We start from the raw sequence: 23,032 nt of genomic DNA on the forward strand, positions 1-23,032 counted from the left end.
CCTATTTTTCCAGCATCTCCAGGAAAGCTTGGACCCTGGTCCTGAGCTGTTCAAAATCCTGGTCGCTGTAATCGGTTTCAATGTGCAGCACCGGTATACCAGCTTCTTTAAGGGCCCGATCCACCAGATAGCTCTCGGTGGAGTATATTCCGCAGAATTGCAGATTGCAGTCGACTACTCCGTCAACCTTATACTCTTTTACCAAGCGCAGGATGTCGTCTATTCTTCCCGTATTAGGGGTAAAACAGGCACAGTTGATCTTCATATAGCGTTCGGCCAGGGCGTTCAGCTGCTCGTCGATGGTGGTACCGCTTTCATCCACCGGATTTTGAAAATAGCGCGTTCCGGTGCAGAGTTCTTCCACCACTACGGCTGCTCCGCTGGATTCCAATACGTGGTGCAGCTTCCAATTGGGGATAGCCATGGGGGTGCCGGTAATCAAAATGCGGGGGGCGTCAGCCGGGATCACCCCCTCGCCTTTTGCTATCCTGGCGTCAAGCTCATCACACAGCGCGTTCACCTGTTCGGTAAAGCGGGCCGGGTCATCATAGAAGGCGATCTGGGTAATCAGAAGAACGTCTTTGCCGCTTATCGGTACCGGGGAATTCTTCCTGGTATTATACAGACGAGCCAGGGCCTGGCGTTTGCCGTTGATCAGCTTAATATTTTCCGCCAGGGATGCGGCCGTGATTTTGGTCCCACACTGCTCTTCCACTCTTTGCATCAATATTTTAATTTCATCTTCCCAGGCCTTGATGTCTTTTGCCCTCTTCATCTGGGGGAGGTCCATAACATGAACCGGAACATGCTCGTTGAGAATCTCCCAGGCTTTTTTCTTGCCGTCGCAGGTGGTCTCCCCGATATACATGTCGGCTATCTTAAAAAAGGGACAGGTACCGTCCAGGCGCGCGCCGACCGAGGCTTTGATCAGGGGACAGGTATTGGCGGGGAGCACCTTTTCTCCGCCGGGAATCCAGAACTGGGAACCGCCGCAGAGACCGGTTGCAATACCGCCGGCAGCGAATATCACCTCGTCAGGGACATATACACAGAAAGTACCGAAAACCTTGCCGCCTTTTTGCTGATGGGCGATCAGTTCCGAGGGGCGTACTCCATGGATTTCAGCTACCACAAAATTAAAATAGTCCATTCCTTCAGGGCGGTTTTCCTGAGAAAGGTAGACGGAACCGAAGGCCTCGGGAAGAACTTGGCAGAGAATATCATGTTTCTCCAAATCCATTCCCAAATCGATCCACATCTGACGATAGTCACCCATTTAAAAAACTCCTCTCATTTTTGATCCGAAAGATTTGCGACGAGCCTATATGTGTATAACTATATATAATACAATATATAATTATAGTTCAAATATATAATACAATATCTTATGCGGAAAAGGAAAGGGATTAACTCCGGGCAGAGGATATTTTAACAGAGGTGAGGCATTAAAAAACCCCGACCAGTACGGCCGGGGTTCCAGGACAAGATATTTATTATTTGATTCCCATGCGAATCGCGCCGTCAAGGCGGATAGCCTGAGCGTTGATATATGGATTCTCTACAATAGCGCAGCACAGATGGGCAAATTCAGGCGGATCTCCCATGCGTTTGGGGAAGGGTACCTGAGCACCCAGTGAATCCCGGGCAGCCTGCGGCAGCAACTGCATCATTGGCGTATCGAAGATACCGGGAGCAATAGTATTTACCCGGATGCCATCGCGGGAAAGATCACGGGCAATGGGAAGGGTCATAGCCACTACGCCGCCTTTGGAAGCGGAATAGGAAGCCTGTCCCATCTGACCATCGAATGCGGCTACGGAGGCTACGTTGATGATGCATCCTTTTTCACCTTTATCATTGGGTTCGTTCTTGGACATTTCCCAAGCAGCCAGTCTCATGACATCAAAAGTACCGATGAGGTTGATGTCAATGACCATCTTGAACCAATCCAGATTGGTGGGGCCGTCTTTGCCGATAATCTTGGAAGCACTGCCTATGCCGGCAGCATTTATCAGCACATCTAACTTGCCGAAGTTGTCTATGGCAGCCTTTACGGCAGCCTCATTGTCGGGAGTAGAAGTAACATTGCACTTTACAAATACAGCTTTGTCACCGAATTTAGCGGCAAATTCCTTGCCTTTCTCTTCATTTAAGTCGGCAACAATACACTTGGCGCCCTTGGCAATCAGCATTTCTACTGCTGCTGCGCCCAGTCCGGAAGCTCCACCCGTTACCAAGGCAACCAGACCATTGATATTCATTAGAATTCCCCCTTTTGTTGTTACTATTTATATAACTAGGTAAATTATAACAGAATTGTTATGGAACTTAAATCCCTTTTTTATAATAGCTGTATTTGTTTTAATAATATGGAATAAAATAAAACCCATAGTTGGTATATCCCAGAAAAGCCTCATAATAGTGTACCTGTTATAACAAGGAAGTGGAGACGAAAAGGAATTTATGTAAATGTGTTGAATTTTTATAGTATAGTTTATTAAGATATAAGCACGCTTCGTTAATTATATAGATTGGTTATATCCCGCAACTATAAGATTAAGGGAGAAATTAATGCAGTCAGAGGAATATTTAGTTAAGCAAAGCATACAGGGTGATACCCGTGCTTTCGAAGAACTTGTCGTACAATATCACAATAAAATATATGCCCTAGCCTATCGCTATATGGGTAATGAAGAAGACGCTTATGACATGGCTCAGGAGGCTTTTATCAAGGCTTTCCGTTCCCTGCGCTCTTTTAAAGGCAATTCCAGCTTCAGTACCTGGCTGTACCGTATCACTACTAACGTTTGTCTGGATGAACTGCGACGAAGGAAGCGAAGAATCATGCCGCTATCCTTGGATGAGCCTCTGGCTACCCGGGAAGGGGATGAGGTGGAAAAGGAAATAGCGGACAGTTCGCCAGGTGCAGACATATTATATGAACAAAAGGAATTTGCTCGATACATACAAGGACTGCTGAACGAAATGAAGCCTGAACATAAAACAGCTATTGTGCTGCGTGATGTGATGGAACTGAGTTATGAAGAGATTGCCGAAGTTTTGAATTGTTCGATGGGAACCGTCAAGTCCAGGATTAGCCGGGCCCGGGAAGTCTTAAGAAAAAAAATATCCGAGAGGGAACTTTTACCTTAGATTCTCGTCTAAAAAAGCGAGGAGGAAAGGGCTATGAAGTGCGAACAGGTAAGGGATATGCTGTCGTCCTATATCGATGGCATGACCAGCGAGAAAGATAATACGGCTATAAGCGCACACCTTGAGAATTGTTCCCAGTGTCGGCAGGAACTGGAGCACTTAAGGTCGATTCGTATTGCTCTGAAAAACCTTTCCGCCCCGGAATTGCCAGAGAGTTTTGCTGAGGATTTAAGAAAACGTCTGGCGGATGAGAAGACTATTCTATTTGGCCCCAGAAAAATCAAGAAACCTAAAAAACAGGGTTGGATAGCAGCTGGCGTAGCGGGTGTGGCACTGGTAGTAGGGATTTATGCCAGCAGTGCTTTGCCCCTTGCTCCCATGATTGCTTCCTGGCAAGATAAGCATAATAAAGTAAACGATAATAAGCCTTCAGTGGCTATTAATGAAATAATAAGCCGTATATATAATGGGAAAGAAGAAAAATCAACGGATGTAGCTCAAGCACCGGAGGTGAATCCAGAAAAAACTCGGGTAACAGATAATGACGGCTCTAAAAAAGTACCGGCAAAAACTACCGATGAGCAGGATGGTGAGACCAAAGGACCGGATGTAAGTACGGCTAAAGTTGTAACTCCAAAACTGGCCGATGTGTTTTCCACCCGCCTTAAGGTGCAGAATGCTGGTGATTCTTTAAAGCAAGTAGTGCAACTGGCCCAAAGCAATGGCTGGAATTATGAGTATACAGATAATGGCACCGTACCTCAGGCGCTATCCGGTCCTAACGCCAATGGCTTGGCTATAAAAGTCAATGAAAATGATGTGGATAAGGTTATAGGTGCGTTGGGTGGAGTCGGCAAGGCTAGTAGCCCCATGCACAGCCGGGTAGAATTAACCGAACAGTATAGCGAATTAGAAACCCAAATTAATTCGCTGCAGGAAAAAAAGCAGAACCTGCAGCAGGCCGAATGTCCTGATCAAGCAAAGATAAGTGAAATTGAACAACAGATTCAGGATAGTCTGAAGCAAAAAGCGGCATTGGATAAAGAATTGCAGATAGTTACGGTAAATATATACTTTGTAGAAGACGTAAATCCCTAAATCATGTAAACTTCATAAGAATACCGCGGCAGGAAGAGATTCCTGCCTTATTTATTGCTTACTGTTAAGGGATTATGTTATTAACGCCGACCTCCGGATTCTCCTCCACTGCCCAAAGTTTTTCCTTTCCCCCCGGTAATGCTATAATTAGCAAAAGATTCTCAAGGCAGCGCCGGGTTGCCAATGGTTATTATAAAGGTGGGTTTACCATGCCGGAAAAGAAATTAATGTTAATCGATGGGAACAGTCTCCTGTTCCGTGCCTTTTATGCGCTGCCCCTGCTGCACAGCCGGGAAGGGGTATACACTAACGGGGTGTATGGCTTTCTGACCATGTTCAACCGGGTGACAGCCGGTGAACAGCCCAGCCATATAGTAGTGGCTTTTGATATGGATCGCAAGACCTTCCGCTGTGACAGGTACAGCGAATACAAGGCCAACCGTTCTGCTCCGCCGGATGAACTGAAAGGGCAGTTCCAGCTTTTACGCGATGTGCTTACCGCATTAAATGTTCACTATATCGAAATACCCGGCTACGAAGCCGATGATATTATAGGTACCTTGAGCCAGCGGGCCCAGGATGAGAATATGGACTGCCTTATTGTTACCGGTGATGGTGACGCCCTGCAGCTGGTATCAGAAAAGGTTAAGGTTTTGATGACCAAAAGAGGCATCAGTGAAATGGAAATCTATGACCCCGGGCAGGTTACTGCCAAATGGGAAGTATTACCGGAGCAGATGATTGAGATAAAAGCCCTGATGGGTGATACTTCCGATAATATACCCGGAGTACCGGGGGTAGGGGCCAAGACGGCAGTCAAGCTGATAAAGGAATACGGCAACCTGGAAAACCTCTATCAGCATCTGGGGGAGATAAGCGGGCGCAAACTGACGGAAAGGCTTGTCGAGAACCGGGAGCAGGCCTTTATGAGCCGGGAACTGGCAACCATCGTCAGAGATATTGACCTTGACTGGGACCTGGACAAATTCCTGGTCGCGGAGCCTGACCGGAATAGTTTAATCGAGCTCTATAAACGCCTGGAGTTTAACAATTTCCTCACTGCCCTGCAGGAAAGCAAGAGTACCGGGCGGGAAGTAACGGCCGAGGATGTAACCGTTACCGAGCTGGAAACCGAAGAAGAAGCTGGGAATTTCAGAGAGAGCCTGGACTCCCTTCAACCCCTGGCCCTGTATATTGAAACCGACTATCACCATCCGATGTGGGCCAGGATTAAAGGCATATATTTCGAACAGGGAGACCTGGTCTATCATTTGCCGGTGGGAGAGCGCGCCAGCTATCGTCTGGAATGGGTCAGGCCCCTGCTGGAGTCGGATTTCGTTGGGAAAATCATGCATAATGCCAAATACGTTCAGGTAATATTGATGAGGTACGGTATTAAACTGCAGGGGATAGCCGGGGATACTCTGCTGGCAGCTTATATTGACGACCCCAGCTTCGAAGGGGATGAACTGAGCACAGCTCTGTTCAAATATCTGGATATTAACGTGCCGGACAAAAATCCGGCCATCAGTGTATCACGCCTGCACAGCCTGCTTAAACGGCTGGAAGAGGATATTCCGGCCGAGCAGAAGCCCTTGCTTAAGAATGTGGAAATGCCTATATCAGAGGTACTGGCTCACATGGAATTTGCCGGAATCAAAGTGGACAGGGAAACCCTGCAGGAGTTATCGAAGGAGATGGCCGCAGGCATAGAGGGCAGTGAGAGACGCATTTTTGCGCTGGCCGGTCAGGAGTTTAATATCAATTCCCCCAAACAACTGGGGAAAGTTCTGTTTGAAGACATGGGATTGCGAGTAATTAAAAAGACTAAAACCGGCTATGCTACCGGTGCGGAAATATTGGAAGAGCTCTATGACGATCATGAGATTATTGCCCACATCTTGAATTACCGGCAGCTTACCAAATTAAAATCCACCTATGTGGATGCTTTGCAGGAGCTGATTCACCAGGATACCGGCCGGGTACACACCATATTCAAGCAGGCCCAGACTGCCACCGGGCGCTTATCCAGCGTGGAACCCAACCTGCAGAACATTCCGATCAAGATGGAGGAAGGACGCCGCATCCGCAAGGCCTTTACCGCAGCCAATGACCATTATATACTGATGTCAGCCGATTACTCCCAAATTGATTTACGGGCTCTGGCCCATATAAGCGGGGATGAGACCCTGATAGAGACCTTCCATCAGGGTATAGATATCCATACCCGCACGGCAGCAGAGATATTTAAAGTACCGCTGGATCAGGTGGACAGTGAATTACGCCGACGGGCCAAGGCGGTTAATTTCGGCATTGTATATGGGATAAGCGATTTTGGCCTTTCCCGGGATACCGGGGTAAGCCGTAAGGAGGCCCGCCTGTATATAGACAATTACCTGGATTCCTATCCCGGGGTCAAGCGATACATGGAAGATATCGTAAAATTCGGCCAGCAGCACGGCTATGTCGAAACCTATTTAAAACGCCGCCGCTACCTGCCTGACCTTAACGCCAAAAACAAGATGCAGCAGTCTTTCGCCCGGAGGATGGCGTTAAATACACCGATTCAGGGGACCTCGGCTGATATAATAAAACTGGCCATGATTAAGGTGTTTGCCCAATTAAGAGAGCGGGAACTGCAGGCTAAGCTGCTGCTGCAGGTGCATGATGAGCTGGTTCTGGAGGTGCCGCTTACCGAGATCCAGGACGTAGCCGAACTGTTGAAAGACTGCATGGAAAATGCCTGCGAACTGAAGGTTCCCCTGGAGATATCGCTAAAAATCGGGCGGAACTGGTACGACATGGCGGATTTCAGGGTGTAGGTTAATTATAATAGATTGATGAATTTAGGAGGCGTATGATGCCTGAACTTCCGGAAGTGGAGACCATAGTCAGAGCACTGCAGGAGAATGTTGGAGCCGGGATTGAAATTATCGATATAAGGCGGCAAGATATCCTGCGCCAGGAGGAATTTCCGGTGAATCAACTGTATGGCAAGACGATTAAGGAAATCAGACGTCGGGGGAAATTCCTTATTTTTGAACTGGAGGACGACCTTAATCTGATATTTCACCTGGGCATGAGCGGACGCTTTTATATGCTGTCTCAGCCTGGTGAGCCGGATGAAAAACATATTCACGTCATCGTACGGCTTGATAACGGCATCAGGATGGTTTACCAGGACCCCCGCCGTTTTGGCGGGGTTTGGCTTATACGGGACCGGAAGCTCTTTTTCAACCGTATGGGAAAAGAGCCTTTATCCCCTGGCTTTACCGCTACTTATCTTCAGGAAATATTGGGTCACCGAAAAGCCCCGGTCAAAAATCTCCTGTTAAATCAGAACCTTATCAGCGGCATCGGTAATATCTACGCGGATGAAGCCCTGTTTGAGGCTGGTATTCTGCCTGACCGTCCCGCATCTTCCCTGTCCCGGCGCGAGATTGAAAAACTGCACCGGGCCATAAAAAAAGTTCTGCACCAGGGTATTAAATTTCGGGGGACTACCTTTCGCGACTACCGCGATGCCTATAACGAAAGCGGCGGCTTTCAGAACCACCTCAAGGTTTATGGCCGCCATAACCAGCCCTGCCTTAAGTGCGGCCATACCCTTGAACGCATCCGTATAGGAGGACGCAGCACGCACTTCTGCAGTAATTGCCAGCACTGAAGCGGGTAACACTTTAACCCTTTTGTCCATATAGTAGATTGAAACTGCTAATAATGGATAGGAGTGTTGCCCGTGGAGTTCCTGACTATATTACTTTTTGCCTTGGCCGTAAGTGCAGACGGCTTTGCCGCCGGAATAGCTTACGGCATAGGCAAGATCAGGATTCCTTTTTTATCTCTGCTGGTAATATCCCTGGCTTCGGCTCTGGCGGTCAGCGTATCTATGCTTTGTGGCGCAGGTCTTACCGAATTGCTGTCCCCCCAATTATCCTCATACCTGGGTGCCCTCATAATCCTGGGCATAGGAGCCTGGTTCCTTCTCAATGCCTGCCGGGATAAGATTGATTCCCTGGAAAACGGTGACGAGGAGCCTTTGCTCGCATTTAGTATAAAACCACTGGGCATCATCGTGCAGATATTAAAACAGCCTTCGCGGGCGGACTTCGATTGTTCCGGCGAGATAAGCACCGGTGAGGCTTTTTTCCTGGGTTTGGCTCTGGCCATGGATGCCCTGGGAGCAGGAATAGGAATGGCCATGACCGGAAGCAATATTTTATATACAGCGATAAGCGTTGGTGTGTTAAAATTTATACTAGTAAATAGCGGCATTTTTCTGGGGAGTAAAATAAATACCACCAGGATAAAAGCCGTTGCCTCACTGGTTCCCGGGCTGGTCTTTATGACTATCGGGATTATCGAATTATTATAAGGTGGTTGCGGATGAGAATAATTGGTCTCACAGGCGGCATTGCCAGCGGCAAGAGTACGGTAGCTTCGGTCTTCAGGGAAATGGGGGCCATAATACTTGATGCCGACCAGATTGCCCGTGAAGTGGTTCTGCCCCGCCAACCTGCCTGGGTGGATATAGTGGAGTTCTTTGGACCTCGGATTTTGAAGCCGGACCAGAGCTTGAACCGCGAAAAAATAGGGAAGATTGTCTTCAGCAACCCCGACTGCCTGCAAGAACTGAACCGCATCACTCATCCCCGCATCATGCAATACTACAAAGATGCCCTGCGCCAGACAAGCCTGGAAAAACCGGAAGCTATCGTAATACTGGAGGTTCCCCTGCTGTACGAGACTAATATGGACAAGCTCTGCCAGCAGGTGGTTGTTGTCTGGGTAGATCGGGAAACCCAGATCAAACGTTTGATGGAGAGGGAAAATCTGAGCCATGCGGACGCCATAAAGCGGGTTGACTCTCAGATGCCGCTGGATGAGAAAGCCAGGCGCGCTGACTTTGTCATTGACAACCGGGGCAGCATGGTGGAAACAAAAGAAAAGGCCGCCATATATTACAAAGAAAATTTACAGGCAGTTTAATATAGAATGTAACAGCAGTATAATACCGGAGGTTTTTATATTGAAACGCAGTATCAGGACAAAATTTTCTGCCGTGATGTGGCTCGCTATTCTCATATTTCTGGCCGTGGTTTTAACCTTCCCCAGGTGGATAAGCATTTTTTATCCTGAGCCTCACCGAAACCTGGTATTCTCCGCTGCTTATGAATATGATGTTGATCCTTATCTGGTCTTTGCGATTATCAGGGCGGAAAGCAAGTACCAGAATGGGGCCGAGTCTCCGGCAGGGGCGCGGGGGCTTATGCAGATTATGCCCGAAACTGCCCGCTGGATAGCGGAACAGCAGGGAATAAGCGACTTTGATCCGGATAGCCTGCATGACCCGGAGACCAATATACGTTTCGGCTGCTGGTATCTGGCTGATCTTAACCGCGAATTTGATGGGCACACTCCCGTGGTGGTAGCCGCCTATAATGCCGGGCGGGGAAAGCTTAAGGAATGGATGACCGAGGGAGAATGGGACGGCAGCTCCGACTCAATTGAGAAGATCCCTTTCCGGGAGACCCGGCTTTATGTGAAAAGCGTACTCAAAAACTATGAAGCCTACCAGGCTATTTATAAATAAGATTTTCTTTAGTTCCTATAACCGGGGCGGCAACCTCCGAATGCCGATATATTTGATTATGACAACCCGCCAAGGAGCGGGTTTCTTGATGCGTATAGGTTTGAAACAGCAAAAAATGGAATAAAACTGATGCTTGTCTAATATAATGTCCCCATAAATATCGTTTAAAAGGGGGACAAGTGCATGTTAAAGTTGCAAAAGAAGCTGCCGCTTGCCTTGGGCGGGTTATTGCTGCTTCTCATCGCTCTGCTGGCAATTCTTATATATAAGCATAACCTGGCGGTTTATACCGCTAATCTGGATACCCGGCCGCTGAACGCGGGCCTGTGCCGGCCGGTCAGCTTGCTCGACCCGGCCACGCTTACGGAGCATCAGGAACGCCTGATTGCATCGGCCATCTATGAAGGCCTGCTCTGCTACGACGGCAGATCCGGTGAGCTCAAGCCCCGTCTGGCCAGGAAATGGAAGTACTCCTCCGATGCCAAAACCCTTACTCTGCATTTAAATGACAAGGTTAAATTTCATAACGGCAAAAAAGTTAGTGCCGCTGCGGTCAAAGCCGCCTGGGAAAAGAGCTTTACCAACAGCAAAGAGTGGTCTAATATCAGTATGTTCCTTCCCATAGTGGGCAGCAATACTATGCTGGATGGCTATAAACAGGATATTTCCGGGATCCAGGCAGTAAATAACAGCACCCTGAAAATAGTCTTCGACCAGCCTAATACGACATTTGTCTATATGCTTACCAGTCCCGCCTTCTGGGTCTATGACAGCAGTCAGGAAGACGGTCCTTATCCCGGGACCGGGCCTTACTTGCTTAAAGAATATCGGGAAAACCAGAACATCCTGCTGGTTAGAAATGAAAAATACCATCAGGGGCCGCCGCGGCTGAGCGCCATCAATTTCATCGTTTACGACGATGAGCTTAAAGCTCTGGAGGATTACAAGGCAGGCAAGCTTGATTACCTGGATTCGGTTCCCTTTGACCAGATAAAGGAGATTATAAAAAACCCGGACTATAAAGGACTATATGTCGGCAGGCCCCTGCTCAATACCTATTTCCTGGTCTTTCATGTCAACAAACAGCCCTTTGTCGACGGTTATCTGCTGCGGCGGGCGCTGAACTATGCCATTGACCGCAAGGCCATAAACGATACGGTTCTGGGGGGAGCCTATACCCCGGCCCGGGGTGCAGTACCTTCCGGACTGGCGGGTTACAAAAGCGAAATGAGCGGCTACAGTTATGACCCGGAAAAAGCCCGGCAGCTGCTGGAGGATGCAGGCTACATAGTAGGCGATCAGTTAATCCCCTTGTCCATAAGCTATGACAGCGACGAGGGGCACCGGGCGGTACTGGATATGGTTGCTCAGCAGCTTAACCAGATCGGAATTTCCGTGGAATTCAGCCCCATGGAATGGGATTACTATAAGAAACAGCTGGGGAAAATGCAGATTCCCTGTGGACGGGTAAGCTGGTATGCCGATTACCCTGATCCGGATAACTTCCTGTATAGCATGTTTCACAGTTCCAAAATCGGAGTCAGCAACTTCTCCGCCTATCACAACCCCCAGGTGGATAAGCTGCTCGATTCATCCCGCAAGCAGACAGACCCTGAGAAGCGCATGCACTGCCTCCACCAGGCCGAAGAAATAATCGTAGACGACGCCCCCTGTCTCTGGCTCTTCCAGAAATGCGCCCACAAGCTCATTGGCAAGAACGTGGCCTCGCTAAGCGTCGACAGCATGGAGATGATAGACTGGTACCAGGTGGAGCTGCTTAAACCTGATTTGGATAACGGAAAGGGGAAAGCCGGAGAGACGAACAAGAAGATATAGCCCGAACACGCAATCCCGGCTACACAATCACAGCAGGGGGCTTTTTCCCAACGGTAGCTATAGCGAAAGGTTATCGCCCGGGCGGCAGAATAATTGACACCGCCCCCAAAGCATTATATAATTGTTCTCGTCGGGATACCGACAAACTTAATAACTGTGTCGGAGTGGTGGAACGGGCAGACACGTACGTTTGAGGGGCGTATCCTTAACCGGGTGCGGGTTCAAGTCCCGCCTCCGACACCATATAAGCTAAATTCCGGGCTTTGTGTGACTTGTTTAAGAACAAACTATGCAAGGCTCTTTTTGATTATGCGTATGCGGTAAAAACGCATGCGTTCCATTTATTGGGAAATAACACAAGAATGCGTTGGTCTCCTAAATAAAAATTGGGAAGAAGAACTACTATGCTTCGTGATCCTTATTGCTATATTACATCAAAGCTTCATAAATGGCATCTCTGCATCTTATCACAGCCTTGTCTATCTCGTCCTCATTGATAATTAAAGGTGGATTGAAGTATAGAACATTACCCAGCGGTCTAAGCAGCAGTCCCTTTTCTAAAGCGCGCTTATAAATCTTATATCCTATTCGTAGTTTGGAATCAAAGCCGATTTTACTACTTTTGTCCGTAACCAGCTCTATTGCATTGATTAATCCGATATGACGTATTTCGCCAATGTTGGGGTGTTGAAGCAGGGTGGCTGCTAACTTGTTATGCAAGTATTCCGCTCTAATTGTAGCTTTTTCAAGAATGTGGTCTTCTTTAAGAATTTTTTGCACGGCCAAGGCAGCAGAACAACCCAGAGGATTTCCACTGTAGGTATGGCTGTGCATAAATGCTTTACCCTCGTTATAATCTGCATAGAATGCATCATAAATTTCATTGGTGGTGATGGTAATTGCCATAGGCATATACCCACCGGTTAATCCTTTGGAAATGCACATGATATCCGGGCTAACACCAGCATGATCAAAGGCAAACATTTTTCCGGTTCGCCCAAAGCCGGTTGCAATCTCGTCGGCTATAAGCAATACATTGTACTTATCGCAAAGACTCCGCAGTTTTTTTAGATATAACGGCGGATAGATGCGCATTCCTGCACTGCCCTGTAATAGCGGCTCAATAATAATTGCACAGGTTTGATTAGCGTATTCGGCAAAAGCTGCCTCTGCATTGACAAAGCATTCCACCTCGCAGCTATCTCTGTTTTTACCATATGGACAACGATAGCAATCGGGAGCTTCAATATGAATAGTATCCATCAGCATCGGTTTGTAGATTTTAGCGTACAGATCCATACTGCCAACCGATAATGCCCCGATGGTTTCGCCGTGATATCCCTCCGTAAAGCACATAAATCTGGTCTTTTGTGTATCACCTGTCTGATAATAATACTGAAAACTCATTTTCAGGGCACATTCAACCGCAGACGAGCCATTATCCGAGAAGTTAAACTTGGCCAATCCACGGGGGATGATATCCATTAGCTGTTCACAAAGTGCAATGGCCGGTTCGTGGGAAAAGTTCGCGAATATCACATGTTCCAGGGTATCCAGTTGGAGCTTGATAGCCTCATTTATTTTGGGATGACAATGTCCCAGCAGATTACACCACCATGAGCTGACAATATCAATATATTCCTTTTCGTTTTTATCATATAGATAAACCCCCTGCCCATGATCGATGATAATCGGCTTCAGTTCTTCATAGTCCTTCATTTGTGAACATGGATGCCAGATATATTTTAAATCCTTGTCAATTAAATTCACATTTCTTCCTCCTTGTACATTGTAGTTAGACGTACCTAAATCAAAAAGCTTAGTTCTTTTGACAATCACATAGGAATTCCGGGGTAACTCGGATAAATATTCTCGTAAAGGCAGGGGGCTTCGAAGGTCCTCCTTGGGAAGTATTGCTCTGTCCCGAAATTAAGAGTGAAGCCCCACCCGTACGAGAGGACTCGAATGAGCACGTTGTTGATGCGGCTTGCCGCATGCTGCGAGTTACGCGCAAGGTTGAGGCTCGTAGGGGCTAAAGGGAACCTGCCGTATTTTGTGAAAGTAGGGGTTAGTATGTTCTATGCAGGTATTGACATCGCCAAGCACCGTCACGAGCTTTGCCTGGTTGATGAGACAGGTAAACCGGTTTTGCAGATTTTTATCGAGAATACTCACAAGGGGTTTGAAAAGCTTTTGCAAGCGATCAATGGTTTAGAAGTTGCTCCTGATGGAGTTCGGTTCTGCATGGAAGCTACCGGGCATTACTGGTTAGCTCTCTATTGCCATCTTAAGGAGCTGGACTATAAGGTTAGCGTTATTAATCCTATTCAGTCTGATGCCCTGCGCAATCTCTACATTCGCAAAATCAAAACTGATGAGAAGGATGCTTTGCTCCTGGCTGAGATGCTGCGTCTTGGTCTTGCCCCTGAAGCCAATCTGGCTTCGGAAACGGTAATGAAGCTGCAAACCCTCTCTCGTATTCGAATTGAATTTGTGCACCAGATCGGCGCTTTAAAGAACAGGGTGCTTGGTATCCTCGACCGGATCTTTCCTGAATACCCCAAGTGCTTTTCTAATGTCTTTATTCGCACTTCCAAGGAATTGCTTAAGCGCTATTGTGAACCCGAGGAAATCGCCGAGTTGGATATCTCAGAATTGACTGGCTTTCTTAAGCAGCACTCCCGCGGCCGCCTCGGTGCAGAACGGGCTGAACAGATTCAGGCTTTGGCCAAGGGTACGTTTGGGATTAACCTGGCCTTGGACGCTTTTACTCTAGAACTCCGCCTTATGGTTGAACAGGTTGAATTCATTGAAGATCAGATCGCTGTCATTGAGGAAGCCATCAACCAGGTCATGGAGGAAATGCGCCCCAGCCCTGATACGCCTTACCGCCATGTTCTGGAGACCATTCCTGGCATCGGTCCTGTACTGGCTGCTGCCATCATTGGCGAGGTGGGCGATATTAGTCGATTCCCTAATGCCAAGGCTTTGGTGGCTTATGCCGGTATTGATGCTACGGTTCGCTCTTCGGGTCAGTTTGAGGGCACCCGTAATCGGATGTCTAAACGGGGCTCCCCTGTTTTACGCAACAGCCTATGGCTGGCTGCCGTTTCGGCCCGCAGATTCAATCCGGAACGGAAAGCTTTTTACGAATTGAAGTGCAGCCAGGGCAAGCATTCGAGTGTGGCTACCGGAGCTGTAGCGCGGCGTTTGGTGCATTTGATCTATTCTCTTTGGAAAGAAAATCGTCCCTTTGACCCGAATTATACCTGGTCGCCCACAAACCCCAATGGGTAACCGGAATCTCTATGTGATTGTCAAAGAACTTTTTTAAACCTATTGACTTTTCATAGCACGTCTTATTATTCATATATCGCCAGCAGTTCCTGCACATCAATATCAAGATTTTCAGCCTCATTTTCTACCAAAGCTATCACCGGAACACCGGTAATTTCCGTAATCATTTTCCGGTTGTCTTCCTCCATCATATTCCCCTGATGATAATGGTTGAGGATGATTCCTTTGACAGGAATATTCCTCTGCTTTAAATATTCAATGGTCAATACGACGGCGTTAATGGTACCCAGTCCGGCATCTGCAACAATAAGTACAGCCAACTGCAGACTCTTGATGATATCAACCAGAAAAATGTGTTGGGTATCATCATAGCGGAGTGGACAGACAATGCCACCACTGCCCTCAACAGTAACATACTCATATTGAGATGAAACACAGGCAAAGTCAGATAGTACCTGGGACAGTTCAACTGGGTTACCTTCCAGTTGCGCCGCCAGATGGGGTGATACGGCAGTTTTATAAACGTATGAAACCATATTCTCCAATCGTTCTCCGATTGCTGCCGTCCGGTTCACATAATCAGCATCTCCGGGCAATAAAGCATTTCCGGTTGCTTCTGCCCCGCTGAGGGCTGCCTTGTAATACCCGGCCTGATATCCCGCAGCGCGCATTTTTTTTATTATCAGTGCCGTTACATAGGTTTTTCCCACATCTGTACCGGTAGCAGTTATAAATATGCTTTTACTCATTCCATAACACTGCCTTGTAGCCCAGCTCGGCCAGCATTTTCATATCCTCTTCAATGGATATGCCCGAGGTTGTCAGCATATCGCCTGATATGGCTGCATTCGCACCTGATAGAAAGCACTGCCTGCCTTTATCTGGCAGCAAGCCTCTGCCGCCGGCCAAGCGAATTGATGCATTGGGCACCAGGAATCGAAACACCGCGATAATCCGGCACATATCCTCATTTGTCAGTTGAGGATATGTAGCCAGAGGAGTGCCGGGTATGGGGTTAAGCATATTCACCGGAATTGATCGAATCCCCATTGCGCGGATGGTCATTACCATGTCGATGCGATCCTCCACGGTTTCGCCCAGTCCCATAATACCGCCGCTGCAAACATTAAGACCGGCCTTCTGGGCAGCCCGAATTACCGCTATTTTGTCTGCATGGCTATGGGTTGTGCAAATATTGGGAAAGAAGCTTAAAGATGTCTCCAAATTGTTATGAATGCGGCTTACCCCCGCTTCTTTCAGCTGGCGGAATTGTTCTTCATTTAAAAGACCCAACGATACACACACTGCAATATTGGTTTGCTGACGGATGGTCCGGATACTTGCACAAATCTGATCCAGTTCTATTGCACTTAGTCTTTTCCCCGAGGTCACAATTGAATAACGCAGCACACCGCGCTCCTCATTGTACCGGGCTTGCTCCACGATGGTTTCTGTGTCCAGCAAGGGATATTCTTTCAGTTGGGTTTGATAAAATGATGACTGCGCACAATATTTGCAGTCTTCAGAGCATCTGCTGCTTTTGCCGTTGATGATGGTGCAGATGTCAAAGGCATTGCCGCAGAAATGAGCTCTGATATCGTTGGCAACTGCACCAAGCTCCTCTAGTGGTGCCTTGCTGATGATTAATGCTTCCTGTTTGTTAATCATCTGGCCTTGCAGCACACAATTTTTTATGTTTTCCAATTGGGTCACTGCCATGCTCCTTTCTTTTATCCTATTTATATCATTTAGTCTATACGGCTTTTAAAATGCCGTATAACGTTCAGCTCCTCATAGAGAGCAAGGCCGGTTAAATCTCCAGCTTTTCCATTGTTTGCAGTACTTCCCGGTAGAACTTGCTTTGTACGGCACCGTAGATAATGCCTATGACTAGCCAGGACAAACCGACTATTTTGCAGGTAACATCAAAACCTGTCCAAATATAGGCAAGTATAATAATTCCCATCCAGGGAGCCAGGAGATAAATGCAGATGCTTCTAAATTTACGATATCCCTTCCTGATGAAAAAGAAATAGAATACCGTAAAATTCAGAAGAATAAATGCACTCACTGCCCCAAAATTAACCAGTTTTATGATGATTTCCAGATCCGTAGCCAAAGAACAGATCAGAGACAGCAAGGCCACCATCAAAGTCGCCCAATGCGGAGTTTTAAAACGAGGATGAACCCGACCAATAAATTCCGGCAGCAAACCATCGCGGGATATGCTAAAAAGGATTCTCGCGGTAGCGGCTTGTGATGTCATGGTATTAGCGATACCCGTGGCCATAATGCTGACCGCCAGCATTAACACCTTCAGCCAATGCCCGCCGACTATTGCTCCAGCATCAAAATAGGCAGTTTCCGCATTAATAAGCGTATAGTCCGGGGTAATTAATGTAACGATATAAGTCTGCAGCACAAACAGGCCCCCTACCAGTAATAGAGCGGACAAGGTAGCTCTGCCAACGGTTTTCTCAGGTTCAATAGTTTCTTCGGCCAGGGTACTTATAGCATCAAAGCCTAAAAATCCAAGAGCCGCAATGCTGCAAGCTGAAGCTGTAAATTGCAGATTAATCTGACCCGGTTGATAAAAAGGATGCAGATTAAAACTGCCGCTTCCACCTCCGGCACTGATATACATAATCCCACATATTAGGATCAACAATAGTACAGTCAATTCAAATGCTAACATTAATTTTCCTGACCGAACCGTATATTCAATTCCCAGTATATTTGTGACAGTATTAAGAGTAGCGAAAGCAATAATCCAAAGCCAGCCGGGGATGGACGGTATTAGTGCCACACAAAAGTTGCTGGTCATTAGGTACAACACGCTAGGCAGCAAAAGATAATCAAGAATGATAAGCCAGCCTGCCAAAAAGCCGACATGCGGGTTGAGCCCTTCTTTTACATAGGTATACACCGAACCGGCTTGGGGAATATGTTTACTCATCTGCACATAACTAAGAGCAGTGAAAAACATTGCGATCATGCCAATCAAATAAACCAGCGGAGCCATTCCGTGGCTTTCCTTGGAAACGTAGCCGAAAACACTCATCGGAGCAATTACCACCATAAACAACATGCCATAAATCAGCAGATCCTTGAAAGATAAAACCCTTTTTAATTCTTGCTTCATTTCCTTATCTCCATCGAATTTGAAAATCTATTTAATTGAGACAGGCGCACGTCACAATGATATACAGCGATACCGATAACGGTTACCATCGTTTACGCACCTCATTGTAAAAAGAAGAGCAACATGTGAGTTTAGTTTTTTATTATTCATTAGTATAAGGTATCTTAAGCTAATTGTTAACCATTATTTTCATTAACGGTTAACGATAATTTCGGAAAAAGTATTGGAATGTAAAATTCTTGCAGTAGAGGTGCTAAAAAAACGGAAGACTTCTTTTCCCGCAAACTTCGCAAGTAAATTCGGATTACTATGCTTTGCTGGCCAATAAATTGAAAGAACAAGGATGCTTCGAAATGCTGGGATACCTCGCGGGGGCAAACAGACGTCCGCGCTTTTTAGCCCCCTGACCGGCTTGCGGGACGATTAACGGGAGAAGCCGCACAGACGATTTGCACATACAGTCATTGGTGTTGGCAGCGGATTGTATTTACAAAGTTAATATTAAATACTATAATCATCCTTATAATTAAATATGCGTCAGCTGGGGGTGCCGGAAGGCTGAGATAGGGCGTAGCCCTTGTCCCTTTGAACCTGATGCGGGTAATGCCGCCGTAGGGAAGCTTTGCTAGTAAGTTTTACGAGCCTGTTCTATGCGGAACAGGCTTTTTGAATTTTACTTCCCTGCCGACGAGTTAATCAGATACATTTACTGAATCAGAAAATAGGAGGCTGAATTATGACACAAATGGATTATGCCCGAAGGGGGCAAGCAACTCCACAGATGGAAGCAGTTGCCCGTAAAGAGGGTATTCCTCTAAAGGTTTTAATAGACAAGGTTGCGCGTGGGGCGGTAGCTATTCCAGCCAATATAAACCACAAGTCGCTTGACCCCGAGGGAGTGGGAGAAGGGCTTAGAACCAAGATAAATGTTAATCTGGGCATATCACGTGACTGCCTAAATTATGATAATGAACTGGAAAAGGTCGACCTGGCTTTAAAACTTGGTGCAGAAGCTATCATGGATCTGAGCAGTTACGGCAATACCCGTGAGTTTCGCCGCAAGGTGGCGGAAATATCACCAGCTATGTTGGGGACTGTTCCCATGTATGACGCCATAGGCTTTTTGGAAAAAGACCTGGAAAATATAACAGTTGATGAGTTTTTTAAAGTAGTGGAAGCCCACGCGGAAGATGGTGTCGACTTTATGACCATTCATGCAGGTATGAACCGCAAGACGGCTGAACGCTTCAAGAAAAATCCCAGACTAATGAATATTGTATCCCGCGGCGGTTCTTTATTATTTGCGTGGATGGAACTGACCGGTAATGAAAATCCTTTTTATGAGCATTATGACCGGCTTTTGGATTTACTCCATAAATATGATGTAACTATCAGCCTTGGTGATGCCTGCCGCCCCGGGTGTATCAATGATGCTACTGATGCGGTTCAGATAGAGGAATTAATTACTCTTGGGGAATTAACCCGGGCGGCGTGGGACAAAAACGTACAGGTTATAGTGGAGGGGCCTGGGCACATGGCTTTGGATGAGATTGCCGCCAACATGAAGCTGCAAAAAAAACTGTGCCACGGAGCCCCCTTTTATGTTCTCGGACCTCTGGTTACAGATATCGCACCAGGTTATGATCATATAACCAGTGCTATCGGAGGAGCAATTGCAGCATCTGCCGGGGCGGATTTTCTGTGTTATGTTACTCCCGCCGAGCACTTACGCTTACCAGCCCTGGAGGATGTAAAGGAAGGGATAATAGCTTCCCGTATTGCCGCTCATGCTGCTGACGTTGTCAAGGGTGTACCTGGCGCCCGGGAATGGGACCGGCGCATGTCGGATGCACGGCAAAAACTGGATTGGGAAACACAATTTAAGGAAGCTATTGATCCGGAAAAGGCTCGCGCCTACCGTACATCCTCTGCTCATGATGGTCAGACCTGTACCATGTGCGGTAAAATATGCGCAGTGCAAACTATAAATAAGGCTCTGGCTGGAGAAAGAGTCAGCTTTAAATAAAAGGAATAAATCGATACTACAGATAACAGCTCTATAGGACTGTGTAAAGCATTAAAGAATCATGGCTGTTTAAGATAATCCAAAAAGGAAAAACTAGTAGTATGACCAATAGAAGGAGGTATGGGTTATCCAGTTAAGTGCACGTAACCGATTGAAAGGAAAGGTAGTTAAGCTTGATCATGGGCCGGTAAACACGGAGGTTAATTTGCAGCTTCCAGGCGGAGAAACCATAGTTGCAGTTATTACTACGGAAGCGGCTGACAATCTGGGTTTGGAAAACGGCAAGGAAGCATATGCAGTAATAAAAGCCTCCAGTATAATGGTAGGAGTGGACTAGCCTTTTAAAGGTAATAACCAAGCGGAGTCAATAGATAATTTTATGACTCCGCTTAGTTATTGCAGAGCAGGAAAAAATATGGTAAAAGACTGGTGAAATATTTTGCGGATTTATTTTGGTTATGTGGCTATGTCCGTAATAGTCCCGGAATGTACTCCTTCAAAGACTATTACCTTTCAGAATTTGTCCAAAATCGACGGCGAAAAAGCCAGATTCTCCAGATTAAGTTCCATTGCCAGGGAGAATCTGCGCAATACCCGGCGGCTTTTTTTCCATAACCAAGCCCACGACATTAAGTTATTTCGCATCACTTCAAAACTGATTCCTCTGGCTACCCATCCGATAGCGGAAAACTGGGATTGGTTTGTTGAGGTGAAGGATGAACTTAAATCCCTGGGTGACTATGCCCGGGAGAACGCATTTCGCATTAGCGCCCATCCCGACCATTTTACGTTATTAAATTCCCCCCGGGAGGAAGTTGCCGAGGCATCGATTAGAGATTTGGAGTATCACCTGCGCATAATGGATGGCATGGGATTGGATTCATCGGCCAAGCTGGTAATCCATGTAGGCGGAAGTTATGGCAATAAAGAAGCATCGTTAAAGCGGTTTATACAGAACTACAAACTCCTTTCCAGTGAGTTCAAGCAGAGAATAGTGCTGGAAAACGATGACAAGATTTACACCGCCAGAGAAGTCCTGGGTTTGTGCCAGGAATTGAAGATTCCTATGGTACTGGATATTCATCATCACTGGTGCAATAACCATAATGATGATGTCGGGGACTATCTAGCGGATATATTCGCTACCTGGGAAGGCGAGGCAAGGCCTCCGAAGATACATCTGTCCAGCCCCAAAGATGCGAAAAGATTCAGAAGCCATGCTGATAATGTTGAGGCTTCGTTTTTCCTGGAATTCCTCGCCAAGGCCAGGCCACTCAACCGGGACTTCGATGTCATGATCGAGGCGAAAAACAAAGATCAGGCTCTTTTTAATCTGTTAGCGGAATTGAAGTCAATACCATATATCCATTTTATTGATGAGGGCAGTATAGAGGTTTAAAATATGGTCAGATGTAACGGGAAAAACAAAATGGGCGCCGGTAACGGACTCAGGAAGTTAAAGGAGGCCTGATTATGCTACATCGGGTTAAGCTGACGACGGGGCAGCATGCGCAGATGATTGACATTACGGCTCAGGTTCAGGATGCGGTTCGGCAGGAAGGAGTAACCGAAGGTATGGTTCTGGTCTACTGCCCGCATACCACGGCAGGCATTACTGTGAACGAAAACGCGGACCCGGATGTCGTGCATGACATTTTGATGAGATTAAACGAGCTTTACCCCTGGAAGCATCCGGGTTATAATCACGGGGAAGGCAATTCCGCCGCTCACTTGAAAGCCAGTACTATAGGTATATCGCAGCTCGTTCCGGTAGCCGATGGCCGTTTGCTGCTGGGGACCTGGCAGGGAATCTATTTCTGCGAATTCGACGGGCCGCGCCAACGGTCTTTTTATGTCAAGGTACAGAAAGATTAATGACATGATTATTACCATTATGTTACAATTGCTTTGATTTCGTTTATCAAGGAGTGATAGCAGTAGGAATGCGAATAATAACCGACAACTGTTGTGACTTACCCCGGGAGGTGCTGGAGCGTTATGATATCGCAGTGGTACCCTTAAGAGTAAGATTCGGGGATGAGGAAATCCCGCCGGAGAATTTTGATAATGCTGCCTTCTATTCCCGTTTGAAGACATCATCTCGATTGCCCAGCACCAGCCAGCCTATGCCAGGAGATTTTTTGGAACAATACCGGAAAGGCACTGCAGAAAACCAGGAAATCATTAGCATCCATTTATCCTCAGGAATATCGGGAACGGTTCAGTCGGCCAATATAGCGGCCGATATGCTGCCCGGCAAACCTATACATGTGGTTGATTCCAGGAAAGCTTCGGTGGGCCAGGGATTAATGGTATTGGAAGCCGCCCGCATGGCCCGTTCGGGAGAATCAGCAGCATCAATCTTGCTTCGGCTAAGTGAAATGCAGAAAAGGATGCGTTGCATCTTTGTTGTCGGTAATCTTGATATATTGATTAAAGGGGGACGCCTATCCCGGGCCAAGGGGTTATTGGCAGGTGCTCTGGATATAAAACCAGTACTGCATATGGACGCGGAGGGGAAAATCGTACCCTTTAGCAAGGCCCGCGGCCATCGGGGGGCGAGAAATAAGCTTATCGAGCTCATGGAAACTCTGGGCTCTGATCTTGGCAGCCAAACTGCAGGAATTTGTCACAGCGCCTGTCCGGATGACGCCGAATACCTGAAAAGCACCATAATAGAAAAGCTTGATGTTCCGGAGGTAATCATAGGTGAGATAGGGCCGGTCATCGGTTCCCATGTAGGTGCAGGGACGTTTTCGGTGTTTTTCGAAGATTAAGGAGCGCTATAATCACAGATCATGCAGATTTAAAACATGGGTTAAGCTTGCATCCATGGTTATATCTGATGCTGTTGCAAAGTTATTGTTTCTGCAGTCCCCGGATTCGC

At 47.0% G+C, this 23,032-nt stretch carries 20 protein-coding genes, 1 tRNA gene and 1 riboswitch; of the genes, 15 read left to right on the forward strand and 6 right to left on the reverse strand.

Annotated features, from left to right (window positions below):
• Position 1 precedes the first annotated feature (1 nt).
• Positions 2-1,276 carry a double-cubane-cluster-containing anaerobic reductase gene (locus ACU70B_RS03040; RefSeq protein WP_447184884.1) on the reverse strand — a complete coding sequence of 425 codons (1,275 nt, stop codon included), beginning with the start codon at positions 1,274-1,276 and terminating at the stop codon, positions 2-4.
• Positions 1,277-1,493: 217 nt separating this feature from the next.
• Positions 1,494-2,261, reverse strand: coding sequence for an SDR family NAD(P)-dependent oxidoreductase (locus ACU70B_RS03045; protein ID WP_447184885.1), 768 nt, complete (start codon positions 2,259-2,261; stop codon positions 1,494-1,496).
• Between the two features lie 310 nt (positions 2,262-2,571).
• On the opposite strand from ACU70B_RS03045, the gene ACU70B_RS03050 reads away from it, so the two are divergent.
• The 9 genes from ACU70B_RS03050 to ACU70B_RS03090 all read left to right on the forward strand — a co-directional run bounded on the left by ACU70B_RS03050 (position 2,572) and on the right by ACU70B_RS03090 (position 11,923).
• A complete protein-coding gene (locus ACU70B_RS03050) occupies positions 2,572-3,153 on the forward strand; it encodes an RNA polymerase sigma factor (RefSeq protein WP_447184886.1) in 582 nt (193 codons plus the stop codon).
• A gap of 33 nt (positions 3,154-3,186) precedes the next feature.
• Positions 3,187-4,251 (forward strand): zf-HC2 domain-containing protein, encoded by a 1,065-nt coding sequence (locus ACU70B_RS03055; RefSeq protein WP_447184887.1) that lies wholly within the window; start codon positions 3,187-3,189, stop codon positions 4,249-4,251.
• A gap of 209 nt (positions 4,252-4,460) precedes the next feature.
• Positions 4,461-7,073, forward strand: a complete 2,613-nt coding sequence (gene polA, locus ACU70B_RS03060; protein WP_447184888.1) for a DNA polymerase I — start codon at positions 4,461-4,463, stop codon at positions 7,071-7,073.
• Between the two features lie 35 nt (positions 7,074-7,108).
• Positions 7,109-7,918 carry a bifunctional DNA-formamidopyrimidine glycosylase/DNA-(apurinic or apyrimidinic site) lyase gene (gene mutM / locus ACU70B_RS03065; RefSeq protein ID WP_447184889.1) on the forward strand — a complete coding sequence of 270 codons (810 nt, stop codon included), beginning with the start codon at positions 7,109-7,111 and terminating at the stop codon, positions 7,916-7,918.
• 72 nt (positions 7,919-7,990) lie between these two features.
• Positions 7,991-8,626: a sporulation membrane protein YtaF gene (gene ytaF, locus ACU70B_RS03070; RefSeq protein WP_447184890.1), complete on the forward strand. Its 636-nt coding sequence runs from the start codon at positions 7,991-7,993 to the stop codon at positions 8,624-8,626.
• Positions 8,627-8,637: 11 nt separating this feature from the next.
• Positions 8,638-9,240 (forward strand): dephospho-CoA kinase, encoded by a 603-nt coding sequence (gene coaE / locus ACU70B_RS03075; RefSeq protein ID WP_447184891.1) that lies wholly within the window; start codon positions 8,638-8,640, stop codon positions 9,238-9,240.
• Positions 9,241-9,280: 40 nt separating this feature from the next.
• Positions 9,281-9,844, forward strand: coding sequence for a lytic transglycosylase domain-containing protein (locus ACU70B_RS03080; protein ID WP_447184892.1), 564 nt, complete (start codon positions 9,281-9,283; stop codon positions 9,842-9,844).
• A gap of 183 nt (positions 9,845-10,027) precedes the next feature.
• Positions 10,028-11,680, forward strand: coding sequence for an ABC transporter substrate-binding protein (locus tag ACU70B_RS03085; RefSeq protein WP_447184893.1), 1,653 nt, complete (start codon positions 10,028-10,030; stop codon positions 11,678-11,680).
• Positions 11,681-11,838: 158 nt separating this feature from the next.
• A tRNA-Leu gene (locus ACU70B_RS03090) sits at positions 11,839-11,923 on the forward strand.
• A 186-nt stretch (positions 11,924-12,109) separates the two neighbouring features.
• On the opposite strand, the gene bioA is transcribed toward ACU70B_RS03090, so the two are convergent.
• Positions 12,110-13,450, reverse strand: a complete 1,341-nt coding sequence (bioA, locus tag ACU70B_RS03095; RefSeq protein WP_447184894.1) for an adenosylmethionine--8-amino-7-oxononanoate transaminase — start codon at positions 13,448-13,450, stop codon at positions 12,110-12,112.
• 303 nt (positions 13,451-13,753) lie between these two features.
• Here bioA and ACU70B_RS03100 point away from each other — a divergent pair, with 303 nt between their 5' ends.
• Positions 13,754-14,977 carry an IS110 family RNA-guided transposase gene (locus ACU70B_RS03100; RefSeq protein WP_447184875.1) on the forward strand — a complete coding sequence of 408 codons (1,224 nt, stop codon included), beginning with the start codon at positions 13,754-13,756 and terminating at the stop codon, positions 14,975-14,977.
• A 65-nt stretch (positions 14,978-15,042) separates the two neighbouring features.
• Here ACU70B_RS03100 and bioD read toward each other — a convergent pair whose 3' ends face one another.
• The 3 genes from bioD to ACU70B_RS03115 all read right to left on the reverse strand — a co-directional run bounded on the left by bioD (position 15,043) and on the right by ACU70B_RS03115 (position 18,119).
• Positions 15,043-15,726 (reverse strand): dethiobiotin synthase, encoded by a 684-nt coding sequence (bioD, locus tag ACU70B_RS03105; RefSeq protein ID WP_447184895.1) that lies wholly within the window; start codon positions 15,724-15,726, stop codon positions 15,043-15,045.
• On the reverse strand, positions 15,719-16,696 hold the full coding sequence (bioB, locus tag ACU70B_RS03110) for a biotin synthase BioB (RefSeq protein WP_447184896.1): 978 nt from the start codon (positions 16,694-16,696) through the stop codon (positions 15,719-15,721). Before bioB ends, bioD begins: the two co-directional genes overlap by 8 nt.
• 91 nt (positions 16,697-16,787) lie before the next feature.
• On the reverse strand, positions 16,788-18,119 hold the full coding sequence (locus ACU70B_RS03115; protein ID WP_447184897.1) for an APC family permease: 1,332 nt from the start codon (positions 18,117-18,119) through the stop codon (positions 16,788-16,790).
• Between the two features lie 533 nt (positions 18,120-18,652).
• Positions 18,653-18,754, forward strand: a riboswitch (TPP riboswitch).
• Between the two features lie 101 nt (positions 18,755-18,855).
• Here ACU70B_RS03115 and thiC point away from each other — a divergent pair.
• From thiC to fakB, 5 genes are all read left to right on the forward strand, one after another.
• Positions 18,856-20,145, forward strand: coding sequence for a phosphomethylpyrimidine synthase ThiC (gene thiC, locus ACU70B_RS03120; RefSeq protein WP_447184898.1), 1,290 nt, complete (start codon positions 18,856-18,858; stop codon positions 20,143-20,145).
• A gap of 127 nt (positions 20,146-20,272) precedes the next feature.
• Positions 20,273-20,482, forward strand: coding sequence for a TOBE domain-containing protein (locus ACU70B_RS03125; protein WP_447185694.1), 210 nt, complete (start codon positions 20,273-20,275; stop codon positions 20,480-20,482).
• 102 nt (positions 20,483-20,584) lie between these two features.
• Entirely contained in the window at positions 20,585-21,544 is a 960-nt protein-coding gene (gene uvsE, locus ACU70B_RS03130) for a UV DNA damage repair endonuclease UvsE (protein WP_447184899.1), read from the forward strand.
• A gap of 74 nt (positions 21,545-21,618) precedes the next feature.
• Positions 21,619-22,020 (forward strand): secondary thiamine-phosphate synthase enzyme YjbQ, encoded by a 402-nt coding sequence (locus tag ACU70B_RS03135; protein ID WP_447184900.1) that lies wholly within the window; start codon positions 21,619-21,621, stop codon positions 22,018-22,020.
• A 68-nt stretch (positions 22,021-22,088) separates the two neighbouring features.
• Positions 22,089-22,922 (forward strand): fatty acid kinase binding subunit FakB, encoded by an 834-nt coding sequence (gene fakB, locus ACU70B_RS03140; RefSeq protein ID WP_447184901.1) that lies wholly within the window; start codon positions 22,089-22,091, stop codon positions 22,920-22,922.
• The last annotated feature ends 110 nt before the right edge of the window (positions 22,923-23,032 follow it).

The organism is Syntrophomonas curvata (assembly GCF_052976825.1).

Coding starts and splice junctions, on each gene's coding strand:
- ACU70B_RS03055 (WP_447184887.1), top strand. CDS start 3,187: ATGAAGTGCGAACAGGTAAGGGATATGCTGTCGTCCTATATCGATGGC.
- ACU70B_RS03040 (WP_447184884.1), bottom strand. CDS start 1,276: ATGGGTGACTATCGTCAGATGTGGATCGATTTGGGAATGGATTTGGAG.
- ACU70B_RS03085 (WP_447184893.1), top strand. CDS start 10,028: ATGTTAAAGTTGCAAAAGAAGCTGCCGCTTGCCTTGGGCGGGTTATTG.
- ACU70B_RS03045 (WP_447184885.1), bottom strand. CDS start 2,261: ATGAATATCAATGGTCTGGTTGCCTTGGTAACGGGTGGAGCTTCCGGA.
- ACU70B_RS03100 (WP_447184875.1), top strand. CDS start 13,754: ATGTTCTATGCAGGTATTGACATCGCCAAGCACCGTCACGAGCTTTGC.
- bioB (WP_447184896.1), bottom strand. CDS start 16,696: ATGGCAGTGACCCAATTGGAAAACATAAAAAATTGTGTGCTGCAAGGC.
- bioD (WP_447184895.1), bottom strand. CDS start 15,726: ATGAGTAAAAGCATATTTATAACTGCTACCGGTACAGATGTGGGAAAA.
- coaE (WP_447184891.1), top strand. CDS start 8,638: ATGAGAATAATTGGTCTCACAGGCGGCATTGCCAGCGGCAAGAGTACG.
- mutM (WP_447184889.1), top strand. CDS start 7,109: ATGATGCCTGAACTTCCGGAAGTGGAGACCATAGTCAGAGCACTGCAG.
- ACU70B_RS03135 (WP_447184900.1), top strand. CDS start 21,619: ATGCTACATCGGGTTAAGCTGACGACGGGGCAGCATGCGCAGATGATT.
- fakB (WP_447184901.1), top strand. CDS start 22,089: ATGCGAATAATAACCGACAACTGTTGTGACTTACCCCGGGAGGTGCTG.
- thiC (WP_447184898.1), top strand. CDS start 18,856: ATGACACAAATGGATTATGCCCGAAGGGGGCAAGCAACTCCACAGATG.
- polA (WP_447184888.1), top strand. CDS start 4,461: ATGCCGGAAAAGAAATTAATGTTAATCGATGGGAACAGTCTCCTGTTC.
- ACU70B_RS03115 (WP_447184897.1), bottom strand. CDS start 18,119: ATGAAGCAAGAATTAAAAAGGGTTTTATCTTTCAAGGATCTGCTGATT.
- ACU70B_RS03050 (WP_447184886.1), top strand. CDS start 2,572: ATGCAGTCAGAGGAATATTTAGTTAAGCAAAGCATACAGGGTGATACC.